At 70.1% G+C, this 18500-nt stretch carries 16 protein-coding genes; 13 read left to right on the forward strand and 3 right to left on the reverse strand.

Annotated elements, in window-relative coordinates; all coding sequences use genetic code 11:
• Position 1 precedes the first annotated feature (1 nt).
• Positions 2–439: a MarR family winged helix-turn-helix transcriptional regulator gene (locus ACZ4U1_RS33400; protein WP_467907912.1), complete on the reverse strand. Its 438-nt coding sequence runs from the start codon at positions 437–439 to the stop codon at positions 2–4.
• 88 nt (positions 440–527) lie between these two features.
• Here ACZ4U1_RS33400 and ACZ4U1_RS33405 point away from each other — a divergent pair, with 88 nt between their 5' ends.
• Complete coding sequence (locus ACZ4U1_RS33405) at positions 528–1526, forward strand: NADP-dependent oxidoreductase (protein ID WP_467907913.1); 999 nt, start codon at positions 528–530, stop codon at positions 1524–1526.
• A gap of 94 nt (positions 1527–1620) precedes the next feature.
• On the forward strand, positions 1621–2040 hold the full coding sequence (locus ACZ4U1_RS33410; protein ID WP_467907914.1) for an organic hydroperoxide resistance protein: 420 nt from the start codon (positions 1621–1623) through the stop codon (positions 2038–2040).
• Positions 2041–2112: 72 nt separating this feature from the next.
• Here the strand turns inward: ACZ4U1_RS33410 and ACZ4U1_RS33415 are convergent, their stop codons facing one another.
• Complete coding sequence (locus tag ACZ4U1_RS33415; RefSeq protein WP_467907915.1) at positions 2113–3273, reverse strand: serine hydrolase domain-containing protein; 1161 nt, start codon at positions 3271–3273, stop codon at positions 2113–2115.
• Between the two features lie 248 nt (positions 3274–3521).
• Complete coding sequence (locus tag ACZ4U1_RS33420; protein WP_467907916.1) at positions 3522–4442, reverse strand: SCO2400 family protein; 921 nt, start codon at positions 4440–4442, stop codon at positions 3522–3524.
• 201 nt (positions 4443–4643) lie between these two features.
• On the opposite strand from ACZ4U1_RS33420, the gene ACZ4U1_RS33425 reads away from it, so the two are divergent.
• The 11 genes from ACZ4U1_RS33425 (at position 4644) to ACZ4U1_RS33475 (ending at position 18398) form a co-directional block, all read left to right on the forward strand.
• Positions 4644–5807, forward strand: a complete 1164-nt coding sequence (locus ACZ4U1_RS33425) for a mandelate racemase/muconate lactonizing enzyme family protein (RefSeq protein ID WP_467907917.1) — start codon at positions 4644–4646, stop codon at positions 5805–5807.
• Complete coding sequence (locus ACZ4U1_RS33430; protein ID WP_467907918.1) at positions 5804–6808, forward strand: zinc-dependent alcohol dehydrogenase; 1005 nt, start codon at positions 5804–5806, stop codon at positions 6806–6808. Before ACZ4U1_RS33425 ends, ACZ4U1_RS33430 begins: the two co-directional genes overlap by 4 nt.
• Before the next feature lie 123 nt (positions 6809–6931).
• Positions 6932–7894: a hypothetical protein gene (locus tag ACZ4U1_RS33435; RefSeq protein WP_467907919.1), complete on the forward strand. Its 963-nt coding sequence runs from the start codon at positions 6932–6934 to the stop codon at positions 7892–7894.
• 37 nt (positions 7895–7931) lie between these two features.
• Positions 7932–9041 carry a multiple monosaccharide ABC transporter substrate-binding protein gene (gene chvE, locus ACZ4U1_RS33440; RefSeq protein ID WP_467907920.1) on the forward strand — a complete coding sequence of 370 codons (1110 nt, stop codon included), beginning with the start codon at positions 7932–7934 and terminating at the stop codon, positions 9039–9041.
• A 34-nt stretch (positions 9042–9075) separates the two neighbouring features.
• Positions 9076–10626, forward strand: a complete 1551-nt coding sequence (gene mmsA / locus ACZ4U1_RS33445; RefSeq protein WP_467907921.1) for a multiple monosaccharide ABC transporter ATP-binding protein — start codon at positions 9076–9078, stop codon at positions 10624–10626.
• The gene (gene mmsB / locus ACZ4U1_RS33450; RefSeq protein WP_467907922.1) at positions 10623–11867 is read left to right on the forward strand and encodes a multiple monosaccharide ABC transporter permease; all 1245 of its coding nucleotides are present in this window, start codon (positions 10623–10625) and stop codon (positions 11865–11867) included. The genes mmsA and mmsB overlap by 4 nt, the downstream gene beginning before the upstream one ends.
• A gap of 25 nt (positions 11868–11892) precedes the next feature.
• Positions 11893–13053, forward strand: coding sequence for an aldose epimerase family protein (locus ACZ4U1_RS33455; RefSeq protein ID WP_467907923.1), 1161 nt, complete (start codon positions 11893–11895; stop codon positions 13051–13053).
• 80 nt (positions 13054–13133) lie between these two features.
• Positions 13134–14861, forward strand: a complete 1728-nt coding sequence (locus ACZ4U1_RS33460) for a pyridoxal phosphate-dependent aminotransferase (RefSeq protein WP_467907924.1) — start codon at positions 13134–13136, stop codon at positions 14859–14861.
• Between the two features lie 450 nt (positions 14862–15311).
• Entirely contained in the window at positions 15312–16094 is a 783-nt protein-coding gene (locus tag ACZ4U1_RS33465) for a 2OG-Fe(II)-dependent halogenase WelO5 family protein (RefSeq protein ID WP_467907925.1), read from the forward strand.
• 7 nt (positions 16095–16101) lie between these two features.
• Entirely contained in the window at positions 16102–16809 is a 708-nt protein-coding gene (locus ACZ4U1_RS33470) for a tRNA-dependent cyclodipeptide synthase (RefSeq protein WP_467907926.1), read from the forward strand.
• 32 nt (positions 16810–16841) lie between these two features.
• On the forward strand, positions 16842–18398 hold the full coding sequence (locus tag ACZ4U1_RS33475; protein WP_467907927.1) for an MFS transporter: 1557 nt from the start codon (positions 16842–16844) through the stop codon (positions 18396–18398).
• Positions 18399–18500: the final 102 nt, after the last annotated feature.

Raw genomic sequence — 18500 nt, forward strand, 5'->3', positions numbered from 1 at the left:
GTCAGACGTCCAGCATGCGGCGGAGCAGGTCGCGCAGGGAGCCGCGTTCGTCGTCGCTCAGGGCGGCGAGCGGTTCGCGCGCGAAGTCGAGGTTCTCGCGCAGGTCCCGGGCCATCCGGCGGCCCTCCTCGGTGGCGGCGGCCACCTTCACCCGGCGGTCGGCCGGGTCGGGGCGTCGCTCCACCAGCCCGCGCGACTCCAGGCGGTCCACGATCCCGGTCACGTTCGACGGCTCGCACTTCAGCTTCTGGGCCAGCTTGCGCATGGGCAGCGGCTCCAGCGAGAGCAGGCTGAGCAGCCGGGCCTGCGGGCCGGTCAGCGAGTGCTCGCCCGCCGCCTTCTCGTAGTCCGCGTAGAAGCGGGCCACGACGTCACCGATCAGCTCCACGACTTCCAGGGTGAGGGCGTCGGGCCGACGGTTTTTCGATGGGGTGGACATGCCCTCCAGGATACCCGGTTACTTGACATCATGAAATATTCAGGCGCATGGTTGTTTCAGGTACTGAAGTAACTGGAAAGGGCCCATCATGATCAACCGCGAGTGGCACCTGCTCAGCCGTCCCGTCGGCTGGCCCAAGCCCGAGGACTTCGCCCTGGTCGAGGCGCCGGTCCCGACCCCGGGCGAGGGCCAGGTGCTGGTGCGGAACAAGTACCTCTCCGTCGACCCGTACATGCGCGGTCGGATGAGTGACGCGAAGTCGTACATCGCCCCCTTCGAGCTGGGCAAGGTCATGCAGGGCGGCGCGGTCGGCGAGGTGATCGAGTCGAACGCCGAGGGCATCGCCGTCGGCGACCACGTCCTGCACTTCCTCGGCTGGCGCGAGTACGCGGCCGTCGACGCCCGGCACGCCGTCAAGGTCGACCCCGAGGCCGCGCCCCTGTCGACGTACCTGGGCGTCCTCGGCATGACCGGCCTGACCGCCTACGCCGGCCTGCTGCGCACCGCCTCCTTCAAGGAGGGCGACGTCGTCTTCGTGTCCGGTGCGGCCGGGGCCGTGGGCAGCCAGGTGGGCCAGATCGCCAAGCTCAAGGGCGCCTCCCGGGTGATCGGCTCGGCCGGCTCCGACGAGAAGGTCAAGCTGCTGGTGGACGAGTACGGCTTCGACGCCGCGTTCAACTACAAGAACGGCCCGGTCGCCGAGCAGCTGCGCGAGGCCGCGCCCGACGGCATCGACGTCTACTTCGACAACGTCGGCGGGGACCACCTGGAGGCCGCCATCGGCTCCCTGAACGAGGGCGGCCGGATCGCGGTCTGCGGCATGATCTCGGTCTACAACAACACCCAGCCCGCGCCCGGCCCGAAGAACCTGGCCCGCCTCATCCAGACCCGCGGCCGGATCGAGGGCTTCCTCGTCGGCGACCACTACGACCTGCAGCCGCAGTTCGTCCAGGAGGTCGGGCCGTGGGTCGCCTCGGGCGCGCTGAAGTACCGGGAGACCGTGGTCGAGGGCATCGAGAACAACCTGGAGGCGTTCCTCGGGGTACTGCGCGGTGACAACGTCGGCAAGATGGTCGTCAAGCTCTAGCCTTCACGAGATTTTCGGCATGCGGTAACTTCTTTCCGAAATCTGTCGCGATCGTGGGCGCGAGTCGCGGCGGACCGAGGAGGAAGACAACCGCATGCCCATCACGCAGTCCGACGTCCTGTACACCGCCGTCGCCACCGCCGAGAACGGCCGCGACGGGCGGGTCGCCACGGACGACGGCCGACTCGACGTCGTCGTCAACCCGCCGAAGGAGATGGGCGGCAGCGGAGCCGGGACCAACCCGGAGCAGCTGTTCGCCGCGGGATACTCCGCCTGCTTCCAGGGGGCGCTGGGCGTCGTCGCCCGTGCCGAGGGGGCCGACGTCTCCGGGTCGACCGTCACCGCGAAGGTCGGGATCGGCAAGAACGACGACGGGTTCGGGATCATCGTGGAGATCTCGGCGAGCATTCCGAACGTGGACGCGGCGACCGCGCGCGCCCTGGTCGAGAAGGCGCACCAGGTGTGCCCCTACTCGAAGGCGACTCGGGGCAACATCACCGTGACGCTGGTCTGACCTTCGTCGTTCCTTACAACGGCAGCCGCATCCTTGGACGTGGGGTGCGGCTGTTCTTTTTCCCCGCGCCCCTCACGGGGCTGTCAGCGCCGCTCGCTGGACGGCTGCCGCCAGTCGGTTGTTCTCCGGTGCCGCCCCGCCCGGGAACGCGAACCTGCGCCTGGTGTAGCCGTAGGCGAGTCCGCTGTGCGGGTCCGCGAAGGACTGGACGCCGTTCGCGCCGCTGTGGCCGATGGTCTGGGCGCCCAGGAAGGGGTGCCAGGTGTCGGCGGTCGCCTGGAAGCCGAGGCCGAAGGATTTGTGGGCGCGGGCCACGAGGTCGTAGCCCACGGAGTGGATCTGGGCGAACTCCGCCAGCGTGTCCTCCTTCAGCAGGGGCGTCCTGCCGTCCACCTCGCTGATCATCGCCGCGTACATGGCCGCCAGGCCGCGCGCCGAGCCCACGCCGCCCGCCGACGCCGGGCCCCCGGCGCGGACCAGCCGCTCGTTCGGCAGGCTCTCCAGGTCGGTGGGGTCCGCGCCGTGCCGGTTGAAGGCGATCGACGCGAGGGTGTGCGGACCGGTCGGTACGGCGTCGAGCTGCGCCTGCTGCGCGGGGGTCGGCAGCATCGGCTGGACCGGGCGGAAGCGGGGCTCGTGCGCGGCCGGCAGGCCCAGGTGGAGGTCGAGGCCGTGCGGGGCGCGGATCCGCTCCTCGTACACCTCCTGGAGCGTGCGGCCCGTCGCCCGCCGGACGACCTCGCCGGTCAGCGCGCCGATCACCAGCGCGTGACAGCCGAAGGCCGTGCCCGGCCGCCAGAAGGGCCGCTGGTCCGCGAGGCGCTCGGCGATCATCCGGTCGTCGGCCAGTTCGGCCAGGGTGAAGCCGGTGTCGGTGCCGACCAGCCCCGCGCGGTGCGCGAGCAGGTCCCGCAGGGTCAGCGCGCCTTTGCCCTCGGCCGCGAACTCCGGCCAGTAGTAGGTGACTTTCCGGTCCAGCTCCAGCGTGCCGTCCTGCACGAGCAGCGCCGTGACCAGGTGCGCCGCGCCCTTCGTGGCCGAGTACACGGCGTACAGGGAGTCGCCCGTCGCGCCGGCGCCCGCCCACAGGTCCACGACTCTGCGTCCGTGGACGTACGCGCACAACTGGCCCTCGTAGTCCCCCCGTTCACCGGCGACGAAGGCGGCGAACTCCTCACGCACCGGCTCGAAGCCCTCGGCGACCGTGCCCTGGACGGTGATCTCCCGCGTCATCCGCTCTCCTTGACCATCCGCTGCTCGCTGCTCCCTCGCGGCACAACGCCCGTCCCGGCCTCGGGCGTTCCCGACACCGGTACGGCGAGACGTGCCTGTTCGACTCAACCCCCGCGAGGGCCGGTGAGTGTCAGGGATGCCCCGGATGGCCGAGGGGACGGGGCGGCACGGGATGCGCCGGGTGTGCTTCAGGTGCACCCGGATGCGGTCAGGGGCACGCAGACGCCGTCACGTGCGCTCAGGTGCACTCAGGTGCACCACCACAGGAAGCGGTCGCAGGTCTTGGTGGGCGTCGGTGCGGGGGTCGGGGCGGCGGTCGTCGGGGCCGGGGTGGGGGTGGCGGGCTGGGTGGGGGCCGGGGCGGCGGGGCTCTCCGGGGTCGTACCGGAACCCGTCGGGGACGACTGCTGGGCCTTGTCGGTCTTCTCGGCGGAGGGGGAAGCGGAGTCCTTGTCCTTGTCCTTGTCCTTGTCCTTGGACGATTTCGAGGCGGACGCGGAGGCCGAGGCGTCGGGGGAGGCGGAGTCGCCCGAGCCCGGGCCGGCACCGGAGGCGGCGTCGATCGGGTCGACGGTGCTGCCCGGCGCGCTGGAGGCGGCGCCGCCGTCGGCGGTGGCGTCCCCGGCCGGGGCCGGGGTGTCGCTGGAGAACGGCGAGAAGGGCGCGTCGGTACCGAGTTCGGCGAGGCTGAGTCCGCCGGCGGCGAGCACGAAACCGGCCGCGACCAGGATGGTACGGCGACGGCGGCGCCGGTGCACGGCGGCCTTGCGGTCCCGCCGGCTCGCCCCGGCACGGGCGGCGCGCCGGCCGCCGGGAGCGGTGTCCTCGGCGGTCTCACCGTCGCCCTCAGGACCCTCCTCGGGGCCGTCCTCGGGGCCGTCCTCGTGGTCGTTCTCGGCGGTGTCCTCCAACTGGTCCGGGTCCTCGTGAGGCCCGCCGTAGGGCCCCTCGTACGGCTGCTCGTACGACGGCGCGTACGACGGCTCGTAGGACTGCTGATACGACGGCTCGTACGCCCGCTCCCCGTACCCCGCAGGCGTCTGCGCGTACCCGTGTGCGTGCGCGGCCGACGCGGCCGTGGTGACGGCGAGGCGGTCGGCGGGGGTTCCGCACCCGGGGCAGGCCAGGGCGCCGTTGAGGTGCCGTTGGCACGGGTGGCAGTAGTCCATGACGCGGGAAGACTAGAGTCCGCGCGTGACTCGGTTCCAGGCGCCGTTGTGAAAGTTTCGTGCGAGGTCGAAAGACTTCTCGAAAGCCTTGCCGAAACCGTTACCTGTTCGACCCATTGACACCCCCGCCGGACCATCCTTACTGTCACGCCAGCATTTCGAACGTGTGACGAAATCTCGAACAGCTGAGGGGCAACTGCCGTGCGCATCACCGGAATCAGCACGCACGTGGTCGGCACGCCGTGGCGCAACCTGACCTACGTCCAGGTGCACACCGACGAGGGGGTCACGGGAGTCGGCGAGACCCGGATGCTCGGGCACACCGACGCGCTGATCGGCTATCTCCGGGAGGCCGAGGCCAACCACATTCTCGGATCGGACCCGTTCGCCGTCGAGGACCTGGTCCGCCGTATGAAGTACGGCGACTACGGCCGCGCGGGCGAGATCGTCATGTCCGGCATCGCGGTCGTCGAGATGGCGTGCTGGGACATCAAGGGCAAGGCCCTGGGCGTGCCGGTGTGGCAGCTGCTCGGCGGGAAGGTGACCGACAAGGTCAAGGCGTACGCCAACGGGTGGTACACGACCGAGCGAACGCCCGAGGCGTACCACAAGGCCGCGCAGGGGGTGATGGAGCGCGGTTACAAGGCGCTGAAGATCGACCCGTTCGGCACCGGGCACTTCGAGCTGGACCACAAGGAGACCCTGTACGCCGTCTCGCTGATCGAGGCCGTACGGGACGCCATCGGCCCCGAGGCCGAGCTGATGCTGGAGATGCACGGCCGCTTCTCCCCCGCCACCGCCGTCCGGCTGGCCAAGGAGATGGCCCCCTTCAAGCCCGCGTGGCTGGAGGAGCCGGTGCCGCCGGAGAACCTGAAGGCGCTGGAGAAGGTCGCCGCCAAGGTGGACATCCCGGTCGCCACCGGTGAGCGCATCCACGACCGGATCGAGTTCCGCGAGCTGTTCGACAGCCAGGCCGTGGACATCATCCAGCCCGACGTCGGTCACATCGGCGGCATCTGGGAGACCCGGAAGCTGGCCGCCACCGCCGAGACGCACTACATGCTGGTCGCCCCGCACAACGTGGGCGGGTCCGTGCTCACGGCCGCCTCCCTCCAGGTCGGGTTCACCTCGCCGAACTTCAAGATCCTCGAGCACTTCAACGACTTCGCGGACGCGGAGATCAAGAAGGTGGTCAAGGGGGCGCCGCAGGTGAACCCGGAGGACGGCTGCTTCCACCTCTCCGACGCGCCCGGTCTCGGTGTCGAACTGGACGTGGACGCGGCGGCCGAGTTCCCGCAGCAGCAGGCCCGGTTCGACCTGTGGGCCGAGGGCTGGGAGCAGCGCAAGCCGAAGGCCACGAAGTGAGCTCCCAGGTCCTGATCGAGGCGCCGGGCGTGCACCGGGTCGAGCCCCACACGCCTCGGCAGCCCGGTCCCGGCGAGGCGCTGGTCGCGGTGCACGCGGCCGGCATCTGCGGCAGTGACCGCGAGGTGTACCAGGGCAACCGCCCGGAAGGGTATGTGCGGTATCCGCTCACACCCGGACACGAGTGGTCGGGGACGGTCACAGCGGTGGGGGCCGGGGTGCCCGGCTCGCTCGTCGGCCGCAAGGTCGTCGGCGAGGGCTTCCGCAACTGCCAGGTCTGCGACCGCTGCCACGCGGGCGAGACCACGCTGTGCACGGCCGGGTACGAGGAGACCGGGTTCACGCAGCCCGGCGCCATGGCGGCCACGCTCACCCTGCCCGCCCGGCTGCTGCACGTCCTGCCGGACGACGCCGACCTCACCGCCGCCGCGCTGCTGGAGCCGGCGGCCTGTATCGCCGCCGCCGCGCTGAAGGCGGACGCCCGGCCGGGCGAGCGGGTCGCGGTGGTCGGCACGGGCACCCTGGGCATGTTCGCCGTGCAGTTCCTGAAGGCGGTCTCGCCGGTGGAGCTGCTCGTCGTGGGCACGAGGGGCGACCGCGAGGCGCTGTCCCGGCAGTTCGGGGCGAGCGACTTCCGGCTGAAGGACCAGAAGCTGCCCGACGACTTCGACGTGGTGATCGAGACCGCCGGCTCGGCCTCCGCCGCCCGCACCGCCGCCGCGCTGCTCCGGCGCGGCGGGCGCCTGGTCCTCACCGGGATCCCGGCGCCGGGCGCGGACGGGCTCGACCCGACCGATCTCGTCGTACGGCAGCTGGAGGTGCACACCGTCTTCGGGGCTCCGCCGGACGCCTGGGCGCACGCCGTGCGGGTGTTCGGCGCCGGGCTGCTGGACCCGCTGCCGCTGGTCACGCACGAGGTGCCGCTGACCGAGTTCCCGCAGGCCATCGAGCTGGTGGGGGCCGGCGATCCCAAGGTGGGCAAGGTGCTGCTCCGCCCCTGAACCGTACGCCGGTCAGGGCGCGACCTGACGGCGCCCTGACCGGCGTACACCCAGCGCTTTTCCCTACCCAGAGCCGCGAACCTTGTCCGAAATACCGAACACCCAGGACCCTAAGGACAGCTTGTGACCGACGCTTCCGCCCCGGCAGCCCGCAGGCCCGGCGAGCAGGTGCTCGCCGCACTCGGCCTCGGCGCGCCCGCACTCGACCCCGCCGACGCCTCCGCCCACACCTTCCCGGGCGGCGGCCGCTGGCGCACCGAGATCCCCTCGTGCGAGGGTCCCGAAGCGCTGGCGGTCGTCCTCAAGGAGGCCTCCCGCCTCGATGTGCCGATCCACCGGATCAGCCAGGGCAGCGGTGTGTGGATGCTCACCGACGCCGAGATCACCGAGATGGTCGACGCCACCAACGAACGGGACATCGAACTCTGCCTGTTCACCGGCCCGCGCGGCACCTGGGACATCGGCGGCTCGGTGCGGTCCGACTCGCGGGGGGCCGGACTGCGCGCCCGGGGCCACGACGCCGTCGCCGGCTGTGTCGAGGACGCCGTCCGGGCCACCGAACTGGGCGTCAAGTGCCTGCTGGTCGCCGACGAGGGCGTGCTGTGGACGCTGCACCGGGCCCGCGAGACCGGGATCATCCCGGCCGACACCACGCTGAAGGTCTCCGCGCTCATCGGCCCGGTCAACCCTGCCTCGTACGCCGTCTACGAGCGGCTCGGCGCCGACTCCGTCAACGTGCCCAGCGATCTGACGCTGGACCACCTCACCGAGATCCGCCGGGTCTCCGGCGCCCCCATGGACATGTACATCGAGGCCCCCGACGACCTCGGCGGCTACGTCCGGATGTACGAGGTCGCCGAGCTGATCCGGCGCGGCGCACCGCTCTACCTGAAGTTCGGCCTGTCCAAGGCCCCCGGCATCTACCCGTGGGGCACCCACCTCAGGGACGTGACCCTGGACACCGCCCGGGAGCGGGTGCGGCGCGGCCGGCTCGCCCTGGACCTGCTCGCCCGGCACGGCGCGGACGGCGACATGGCGCCGCTCGGCTCCCGTCTCCCCGGCACCCTCAACCGCTTCCCCGTGTGACCCCTCTCAACGACGAGAAGAACAAGGACTGATCCCCATGCGCAACCGCAGAGCCGCACTCGCCGCGATAGCCGGAGCCGCCTCGCTCGCCCTCACCCTCACCGCCTGCGGTCAGAGCGGGGAGGGCGGCAGCAAGGAGAAGACGGGCGACGTCAAGGGCGCCACCATCGGCATCGCCATGCCGACCAAGTCCTCCGAGCGCTGGATCAACGACGGCAAGAACGTCGTCAAGGACCTGGAGGCCAAGGGCTACAAGACCAAGCTGGTCTACGGCGAGGACAACCCGGAGACCCAGGTCTCGCAGATCGAGAACCTCATCACGCAGGGCGTGAAGGGCCTGATCGTCGCGGCGATCGACAACAAGTCCCTGAAGAACGTCCTCCAGGAGGCCGCGGACGCGCACATCCCGGTCATCTCCTACGACCGGCTGATCCTCGGCACCGAGAACGTCGACTACTACGCCTCGTTCGACAACGAGAAGGTCGGCACCCTCCAGGGCCAGTACATCGTGGACAAGCTCGGGCTGAGCAAGGGCAAGAAGGGCCCGTTCAACATCGAGCTGTTCGCCGGCTCCAACGACGACAACAACACCAAGTACTTCTTCGGCGGCGCCATGAAGGTGCTCCAGCCGTACATCGACAAGAAGCAGCTGGTCGTCAAGTCGGGGCAGACCCAGCTCAACCAGGTCGTCACCCTGCGCTGGGACGGCACCACCGCGCAGAAGCGCATGGAGGACATCCTCACCTCGTCCTACAAGAGCGGCCGGGTCGACGCGGTCCTCTCGCCGTACGACGGCATCTCCATCGGCATCCTGTCCGCGCTGAAGTCGGACGGCTACGGCTCGGGCAGCAAGCCGCTGCCGGTCATCACCGGCCAGGACGCCGAGCTGGCCTCCGTGAAGTCGATCATCTCCGGTCAGCAGACGCAGACCGTCTACAAGGACCTCCGCAAGCTCGCCGAGGTCGCCGCCTCGATGATGGACGACTCCCTGAAGGGCAAGAAGCCCGAGGTCAACGACACCAAGACCTACGACAACGGGACCAAGGTCGTGCCCGCCTACCTGCTCCAGCCGGTGAGCGTCGACAAGTCCAACTACCAGAAGGTCCTGGTCGACGGCGGTTACTACACCGAGGGCGACCTCAAGTAACCCGCCCATTTCCTACGGATTGGAAGGCACGACCATGGCGGGACCCGTCCTGGAAATGCGCTCGATCGTCAAGACCTTTCCCGGTGTCAAAGCGCTGTCGGACGTCACCCTGACCGTCCGGCAGGGCGAGGTCCACGCCATCTGCGGGGAGAACGGCGCCGGCAAGTCCACCCTGATGAAGGTGCTCTCCGGCGTCCACCCCCACGGCAGTTACGAGGGGGACATCCTCTTCGAGGGAGAGACCTGCCAGTTCAAGGACATCCGGGCGAGCGAGCAGCACGGCATCGTCATCATCCACCAGGAACTGGCACTCGTACCGCACCTGTCCATCGCGGAGAACCTCTTCCTCGGCAACGAGCACGCCACGCGCGGACTCATCAACTGGCGCGAGACCCTGCGCCACGCCACCGCGCTGCTGCGCCGGGTCGGTCTGGACGAGCACCCGGAGACCCGGGTCGCCGACATCGGCGTGGGCAAGCAGCAGCTGGTGGAGATCGCCAAGGCACTGTCCAAGCAGGTGAAGCTGCTGATCCTGGACGAGCCGACGGCGGCTCTGAACGACGAGGACAGCGACAAGCTCCTCGATCTGATCCTGGAGCTGAAGAACCAGGGCATCACCTCGATCATCATCTCCCACAAGCTCAACGAGATCCGCAAGGTCGCCGACTCGGTGACGATCATCCGGGACGGCCGGTCCATCGAGACCCTCGATGTGAAGGCGCCGGAGACGACCGAGGAGCGGATCATCGCCGGCATGGTCGGCCGCGACCTCGACCACCGCTTCCCCGAGCGCAGCCCGCACCAGCCGGAGGAGGGCGCGGCACCGGCGCTGGAGATCCGCGGCTGGACCGTGTTCCACCCGATCGACCAGCAGCGCAAGGTCGTGGACGACGTGTCGCTGACCGTGCGCCGCGGGGAGATCGTCGGCATCGCGGGCCTGATGGGCGCGGGCCGCACCGAACTCGCGATGAGCGTCTTCGGGCGGACGTACGGCCGGTACGCGGCCGGCACCGTCCTGAAGGACGGCACGGAGATCCGTACGAAGACCGTGGCGGAGGCGATCGGGCACGGCATCGCGTACGTCACCGAGGACCGCAAGCACTACGGCCTGAACCTCATCGACACCATCAACCGGAACATCTCGCTGACCGCGCTGGACAAGGTCGCCAAGCGGGGTGTGGTGGACGAGCACGAGGAACGGCAGGTCGCCGAGGGCTTCCGGAAGTCCATGAACATCAAGGCGCCCACGGTCTTCGAGCCGGTGGGCAAGCTCTCCGGCGGCAACCAGCAGAAGGTCGTCCTCAGCAAGTGGATCTTCGCCGGTCCGGACGTGCTGATCCTCGACGAACCGACCCGCGGCATCGACGTGGGCGCCAAGTACGAGATCTACACGGTCATCGACCAGCTCGCCGCCCAGGGCAAGGCGGTCGTCTTCATCTCCTCCGAGCTGCCCGAGCTGCTCGGCATGTGCGACCGCATCTACACGATGGCCGCCGGGCGGCTGACCGGTGAGGTGCCGCGGGCCGAGGCCACGCAGGAAGTGCTGATGCGCCATATGACGAAGGACAAAGAGGTAACGCGATGAGCACGGATGTGACCGCCAAGAGCCCGGCCCCCGCGCCGCCGGGCAGGAGCGGACCGGCTGCCGACGGGGGACTGCTCGGCCTGATGCTGGCCGGACTGCGCCGCAACATGCGCCAGTACGGCATGCTGATCGCGCTCGGCCTGATCGTGGTCCTCTTCGCGATCTGGACCGACGGGGACCTGCTGCTGCCGCGCAACGTCTCCAACCTGGTGCTGCAGAACAGCTACATCCTGGTCCTCGCGATCGGCATGATGCTGGTGATCATCGCCGGGCACATCGACCTGTCGGTCGGCTCGCTCACGGCGTTCGTCGGCGCCTTCGCGGCCGTACTGACCGTGCAGCACGGGGTGTCCTGGCCGGTCGCGCTGGTGCTGTGCCTGGTGGTCGGCGCGGTCGCCGGCTCGATCCAGGGCTATCTGATCGCCTATCTCGGCATACCGTCCTTCATCGTCACCCTCGCCGGGATGCTGCTCTTCCGCGGCCTCACCGAGATCCTCCTCAAGGGCCAGACCCTCGGCCCGTTCCCCGACGGCCTGCAGAAGCTCGGCAACGGCTTCCTGCCCGAGGTCGGCCCGAACACCAACTACCACAACCTCACCCTGCTGCTCGGACTCGTCCTGATCGCCGCCGTGCTCTGGCAGGAGTTCCGGGACCGCCGCCGCCAGCAGGAGTTCTCCCTGGACGTCCTGCCGACCCGGCTGTTCCTGCTCAAGCTGACCGCCCTGGTCGCCGCGATCCTCGCCCTCACCCTGCTGCTCGCCAGCTACAAGGGCGCCCCGATCGTGCTGATCATCCTCGGCGCGCTGGTCGTCGGCTACGGCTACGTCATGCGCAACGCGGTCTTCGGCCGGCACATCTACGCGATCGGCGGCAACCTGCCGGCGGCCAAGCTGTCCGGTGTGAAGGACAAGAAGGTCACCTTCTACGTCTTCCTGAACATGGGCGTGCTCGCGGCCCTGGCGGGCATGGTGGTCGCCGCCCGGCTGAACGCGGCCTCGCCGAAGGCGGGCGTCAACTTCGAACTGGAGGCGATCGCCTCCTCGTTCATCGGTGGCGCGTCGATGAGCGGCGGTGTCGGCACCGTCCTCGGCGCCATCATCGGCGGCCTCGTCCTCGGCGTGCTGAACAACGGCATGAACCTCCTCAGCGTCGGCACCGACTGGCAGCAGGTCATCAAGGGCCTCGCCCTGCTGGTGGCGGTCGGGTTCGACGTGTGGAACAAGCGCAAGTCCGGTTCGTAAGCGCCCAGAAAACGGAGCCGCACCCATGGAACTGAACAGACGCACGGTCATCGCGGGAGCAGCCGCGGCGGGTCTCGCCGCCACCACCCTCGGCACGGGCAGCGCCCAGGCCGCAACCGGTCCGGGAGGAGTCAGGCCGGTGAAGGAACTCTTCGGTACGCTCGCCGACGGCACCAAGGTGTACCGCTGGTCGCTGGAGAACGGCGGCACCCGGCTGAAGGTGCTGTCCTACGGCGGCATCGTCCAGACCCTGGAACTCCCCGACCGGCACGGCCGGTACGCCAACGTGGTCGCCGGTTTCGACAACCTCGCCGACTACGTCGCGAAGAGCCCGTACTTCGGCGCCCTGATCGGCCGGTACGGCAACCGCATCGGCGAGGGCCGGTTCACGCTGGACGGGAAGGCGTACCAGCTCTCCGTGAACGACGGTGTCAACAGCCTGCACGGCGGGGCCAAGGGCTTCGACAAGCACGTGTGGGACGTGGAGCCGTTCACCAAGGGCACAGACGTCGGCCTGCGCCTGCACTACACCAGCGCCGACGGCGAGATGGGCTACCCGGGCACGCTCCGGACGAAGGTGACGTACACCCTCACCCGGCACGGCGACTGGCGCATCGACTACGAGGCCACCACCGACAAGGCCACCGTCGTCAACCTCACCAGTCACGTGTACTGGAACCTGGCCGGCGAGGGCAGCGGCACGATCGAGGACCACGAGCTGACGATCGCCGCTTCCCGGTACACCCCCACCGACGCGGGTCTGATCCCCACCGGTGAGCTGGCCAGGGTCGCGGGCACCCCGTTCGACTTCCGGCACGCCAAGCCGATCGGACGGGACATCCGGGCGGGCCACGAGCAGCAGGTGCAGGCCAAGGGGTACGACCACAACTGGGTCCTGGACAAGGGGACCACGGCCAGGCCCGAGCACATCGCCACCCTGCGCGACCCGCGCTCCGGCCGCACCCTGAAGATCGCCACCAACGAGCCGGGGCTGCAGTTCTACTCCGGCAACTTCCTCGACGGGACGCTCACCGGCACCGGCGGCCGCACCTACCGGCAGGGCGACGCCCTGTGCCTGGAGACGCAGCACTTCCCGGACTCGCCGAACCACGCGAACTTCCCGTCGACGGTGCTGCGGCCGGGGCAGACCTACCGGACGACGACAATCCACCGCTTCGGCGCCTGAGTTGAACGACGGCGCCTGAGCCTCCGTACTGAAGGGTGGCCCGTGCTCCCCCGCACGGGCCACCCTGAACGGAGGTTCCCTTGGCCGGCAACGTCACCTCGTTGTTCCGCGGCACCGCCGCGCACAGCCCCTCCATGGCGGCGCTGACGCGGGAGGGCGGCGACGGAACCGGCCCGGTGGACTTCTGCATCCCGTGCAATCCGTACTTCCCGACGCCCGCCATGTTCGAGGAGATGGCGACCCGGTTGCGCGAGATCGTCACGTACTACCCGAGCAGCGCCGACACCATCACGGGCGAGCTGTGCGGACTGCTCCAGCTCCCGCCGCAGTGCGTGGCGATGGGCAACGGCTCCACGGAACTGATCACCTGGATCGACCACCTCCTCGTCCGTGAGTCCCTGGCCGTCCCCGTGCCCACCTTCGGCCGCTGGACCGACCAGCCGATGGAGACCGGCAAGCGGGTCGACATGTTCCCGCTCCAGGAGGCGAACGGCTTCGCCCTGGACCTCGCGCAGTACGCCGAGTTCATCCGCGCCCGGGGCACCCGGGTGGCCGTGATCTGCAACCCGAACAACCCGGACGGCGGTTATCTGCGCCGCCGGCAGATCGTGCAGTTCATGGACGCCATGGCGGACCTCGATCTGGTGATCGTGGACGAGTCCTTCCTCGAGTTCGCCGACGCGGAGACCGAGCCGAGCGTCGTCCAGGAGGCCATGCTCCGCCCCAACGTGATCGTCCTGCGCAGCCTCGGCAAGAACTTCGGCCTGCACGGCATCCGCTTCGGCTACCTCGTCGCCAACCCGGCGATCGCCGGCAAGGTCCGCTCGATGCTGCCGAAGTGGAACCTCAACTCCTTCGCCGAGCACGTGGTGTTCATGCTGAAGGAGCACGGGCCCGAGTACGCCCAGAGCCTCCAGCAGGTCCGCCGCGACCGCCTGGAGATGGCCAGCCACCTCTCCGCGCTCCCCGGCCTCACCGTCTACCCCTCCCAGGGCAACTTCCTCTTCGTGCGGCTGCCCGTCGGCGCCGAGGGCACGGTGGTGCGGGACCGGATGCTCACCGAGCACCGGATCCTGGTCCGCGAGTGCGGCAACAAGATCGGATCCTCCAGCCGCTTCCTGCGGCTCGTGGTGCGCCCCCAGGTGGACGTGCGTCGCCTGGTGTCCGGCCTGGAACAGGTGCTCTACGGGTCCAGGAGGGGAGCCGCCGTACCCGAGCTGGGCACCGGGACCAGCTACAGCTCGGGTACGGCGGCGGTCGACCGGCTGGTCAGTGAGACCAACGGGGCCGGGATGCGGCTCACCGCGGCCGGCCCCGCTCCCGCCGCCGGCACCGGCATGCCGCTCCCCGCCGCCGTCACGCCGGCCGGCGGCGGGATGCCGATGCCGGCGGCAGCCCAGCCGATGCCGACCCCGGCCCCGGCCCCGCAGCCGGCCTTCGCCCCCGCAGCCGCAGCCGCACCGGCACCCGCAGCCTCAGCCGCCCCGGCGCCCTCGCCGGCCCCGGCTCCCGTGCCCGCCCCGGCACCTGTGCCCGCGCCGACTCCGGCGGCCCCTGCGCCCGCACCGACAGCCCCCGCAGCGATGACTCCCGCAGCGATGACTCCCGCGCCCGTCCCGGCCGCCCCCGCCGCGGCCCTCGCGCCCACCCCGCCCGGTGTCCCGGCCCGCGGCGGGCTCACCGCGGCCCAGGTCCGCGGGATGACGGCCCCGGCCCCGGCCACCGGCCTGACCCCGGCACCCGCGACGGGCTGGCCCAACGCCCAGAGCTGGCCGAACGCGGCGGGGACGGGTCAAGCGGCCGGTTAAGGCCCGTTCAGGGGATACGACTTCGGCCACGATCCGGCCTCCGCCGACCGATCCGACCGTCCCGCATACCACCCATAAGGGACGGAAGAGGTGGTCGGTCCTTACTTCCCGGTGCCGAATCCTTGCGGTCCGGCCTGCTCGGCGAGGTCCGAGACGTACGGGCATCCGCGGCCCGAGCCGGCGTCACACGCCCCCGCGTCCTCCGTGTTTACAAAGTAGAGCCTACTATGTTTCTTGTTTGTAAACTAATTCAAAACTAAATTAACGCCTTTGGCATATGCCAGAGGCATCGAGCAGGCCGGCGCTGGGAGCGAATCCAAGCCACCCGCCGATAGTTTCCCCTGCCATCTATCCAACGCTTGACCAGTCCGTTGCCCACTGAGTGCAATAGGCACCCGTCAGGCCGCTGTGGTGCGGCACATCACCTTCACGCACGCTGAGGGGTCAGCCATGCCCGAAATCAGGGAAACGACCGCCCGCGCTCTGTCACACACCGACATCCAATCCGTCATCGACGGGACCTGCCTCGCGGTGCACATTCCGCAGTTCATTCCCCAGGTCGCCCTGGAAAAGGCGCGGGAAAAACTGCTGGACCATCCCGAGCGGGGCGGACTGAGCCAGGCGAACGAGTTCAAGCGAATAGGTTTCGCCTTCTCCGAGATCAGCGACGAGGAATCCCGCGACCGGTACTACGCGGAAGCCCGCGACAACATCCAGCGCATGCGCGATCTGTTCGCGCCGTACGCCTGCCCCAGCGACGTCCTGCGGCTGCTGCTGGAGGAGGCCTGGGGCCCCGGCGCCGACCTGCTGCAGCTCGACGGCCGCAAGGCGTTCGTCGGCATCTGCCGCTACCAGGACAAGGACGTCGATCTCAACCCGCACACCGACGCCCTCGAACGCAACCTGCCCGCGGAGTCCAGCCACTCCCTCAAGGCCCAGCTGTCGGTCAACATCTACATCAACATCCCGCAGACCGGCGGCGAGCTGGAGCTGTGGGGAATCGAGCCGACCGAGGACGAGTACGACCGGCTGCGCGGCGAGCGCACCTGGGGCATCGACCGCGACAAGATCGGCCCGCCCCGCACGGTGTTCAAGCCGGCCCCCGGTGACCTGCTGCTGCTCAACCCGAGGCAGATCCACGCGGTGCGTCCCTCCGGTGACCAGCCGCGCGTCACCCTGGGGCATTTCATCGGCTACCACGGCGACGACCGGCCGCTCGTGCTGTGGAGCTGATGCCACGATGACCGAGCACATCGTCGACGGACGCACCAAGGCGAGCTTCGGGCAGGCCGGCAGGGAGACCGACCTGTCCGGCCGCCGGACCATCCTGCTGATCAGCGTGGGCCAGCGCTACCACGAGGGCGACAAACTCCGGGCCACCGTGGAACTGCTCAACCGCACCGGCTTCGGCCAGGTGACCATCGCGGTGGCGGACACCCTGCAGCGCACCAACTACCTCGGAACGGACCCCGTGGAAGCCCGTCGCCGGGCCCTGCGCGAAGGCGACGAATGGCTGGAGCGCAACGGCAAGATCCTCGGCGGGCTGACCGTGCCGAATGACGTGCTCCGCTGGGACGAGGCATTACAGGACCCGGATTACCCGCGCTTTCTGCAACGGGTCGAGGAGGCCTACCGGGACAACCGCGAATACCACCACGCGGTGAACGCCACGATTCAGAAGTTCATCGACCGGATGGTGGCCCGCGACCCGGACACCGACACCGAGCAGGCATTCAAGAACTGCCTGTCCTACCTCATCGAGGAATGCCCGATCATCCAGCCGATGTGGGCGCACCAGGGATACGACCATGTCGTGTACCCACAGCCCATGACGGCCGCCATGGCCGAAACTCATCGGCTCTTCGTCGCCGGGGAATACCCGGGCAAGGGCGGCTGGCTCTCCCTCAAGTTCAAGAAGCGGGCGGCTGCCTCCCCGACGGCCGCCTGACCGTACACAATCCGGCGCAGAGGACGCACTCCGTGATTCCAGCAGCAACTGACCGCAAATGGTGGGCCTTCGTCGGTGTGGGCCTGATCAGCTTCCTCGGCTGCATCGACCTGACCATCGTCAACACCGCGGCACCGCGTATCCAGGCCGATCTGGGGGCCTCGGTGGCGGAGCTGCAGCTCATCGTCAACATGTTCATCGTCGCCCTGTCGATGTTCATGGTGGCCATGGGGCGGCTGGCCGACGCGCACGGCCGCCGACGCGTCCTCTACGCCGGCACCGTCGTCTTCGGCCTGGCCTCCCTGGGGGCCGGGGCCGCGGCCGGCACCGGCTGGCTGATCGCCTTCCGGTTCCTGCAGGGCGCCGCGTGCGCCGTCCTGTACACCTCCACCGGCGCCATCGTGCAGAACGCCTTCCCGCCCGAGCAGCGCGGCCGGGCCATGGGCGCCCTGTACGGCGTCAACGGCTTCGGTCTGGCCATCGGCCCGCTGCTCGGCGGGGTCCTGGTGTCGGCGGCGGGCTGGCGCTGGGTCTTCTGGATCAACGTGCCGCTGGTCGTGATCGCCCTCGCGGTGTGCTCCTTCAGCGTCCGCGAGTCACGCGACGAGACGGCCACCGGCCGGCTGGACTGGCCCGGGCTCGCCCTGTCCGGTCTCGGCATCCCCGCCGCCGTCCTCGCCTTCACCCTCGGCGGCACCTGGGGCTGGACCAGCGCGGCGACCCTGGGTCTCGCCGGCTTCGCCGTCGTCGCCCTGATCGCCTTCGCCGTGGTCGAGCGTCGCAGCAGCGCCCCGCTGCTCCACCTCGGCCTGTTCCGCAAGCCGGCCTTCGTCGCGGCGCTCTCCTCCGACTTCGCGCTGGCCTGCTTCTACACCACCGTGCTCTTCCTGGTCCCGCTCTACCTGAGCACGGTGCGCGGCATGGACGGGTACGCCACCGGCGCCCTGCTGCTGCCGTGCACGGCGGTGATGGCGGTGCTGTCGCCGTTCATCGGCCGGCTGATCGACCGGTTCGGGCCGCGCCCGCTGCTCGGGGCCGGCTTCGTCGCCTTCGCCGTCTCCGCGCTCCTGCAGACCCGGCTGAGCGCCGGCACCTCCCTGGTCCAGCTGGCGGTCGCGCTCGTCGCGATGGGTATCGGCTGGGCCTGTGTCCTCAGCCCGGCGACGGTCTCCGCGCTGTCGGCCGTGCCGGAGCGGCAGGCGGGTCTGGCGGTGGGCTCCTCCTGGACCTTCCACAACCTCGGCGGCGCGATCGGCCTGGCCGCCTCCGTGGTCCTCTTCCGCTCCTTCGCCTCCGACCGGCTGACCACCGAGCTGACCAGCCGGGGCCAGGCGACCGGCTCCTGGACCGACTCCGTGGTCACCAATCCCGAGCACGCCACCGAGGTGCTGGCCGACAGGACCTCGCTCTCCCCCGCCGAGGTCGACCGGGTCTTCGGCGCGGTCTTCAGCCACGGCATGCAGGCCGCCATGTGGCTGCTCACCGCGGTCTCCCTCGCCGCCCTCGCCGTCGTCGCCCTGCTCTCCCGCAGGGCGGCCGGGCAGTCGGCGGACGAGCCGGAGAGCGTACCGGCGGGCCAGTCCGCGTAGGCCGGGCGCGGGGGGGGGGGGGGGGGGGGGGGGGGGGGGGGGGGGGGGGGGGGGGGGGGGGGGGGGGGGGGGGGGGGGGGGGGGGGGGGGGGGGGGGGGGGG

The organism is Streptomyces sp. NPDC028928 (genome assembly GCF_055564915.1).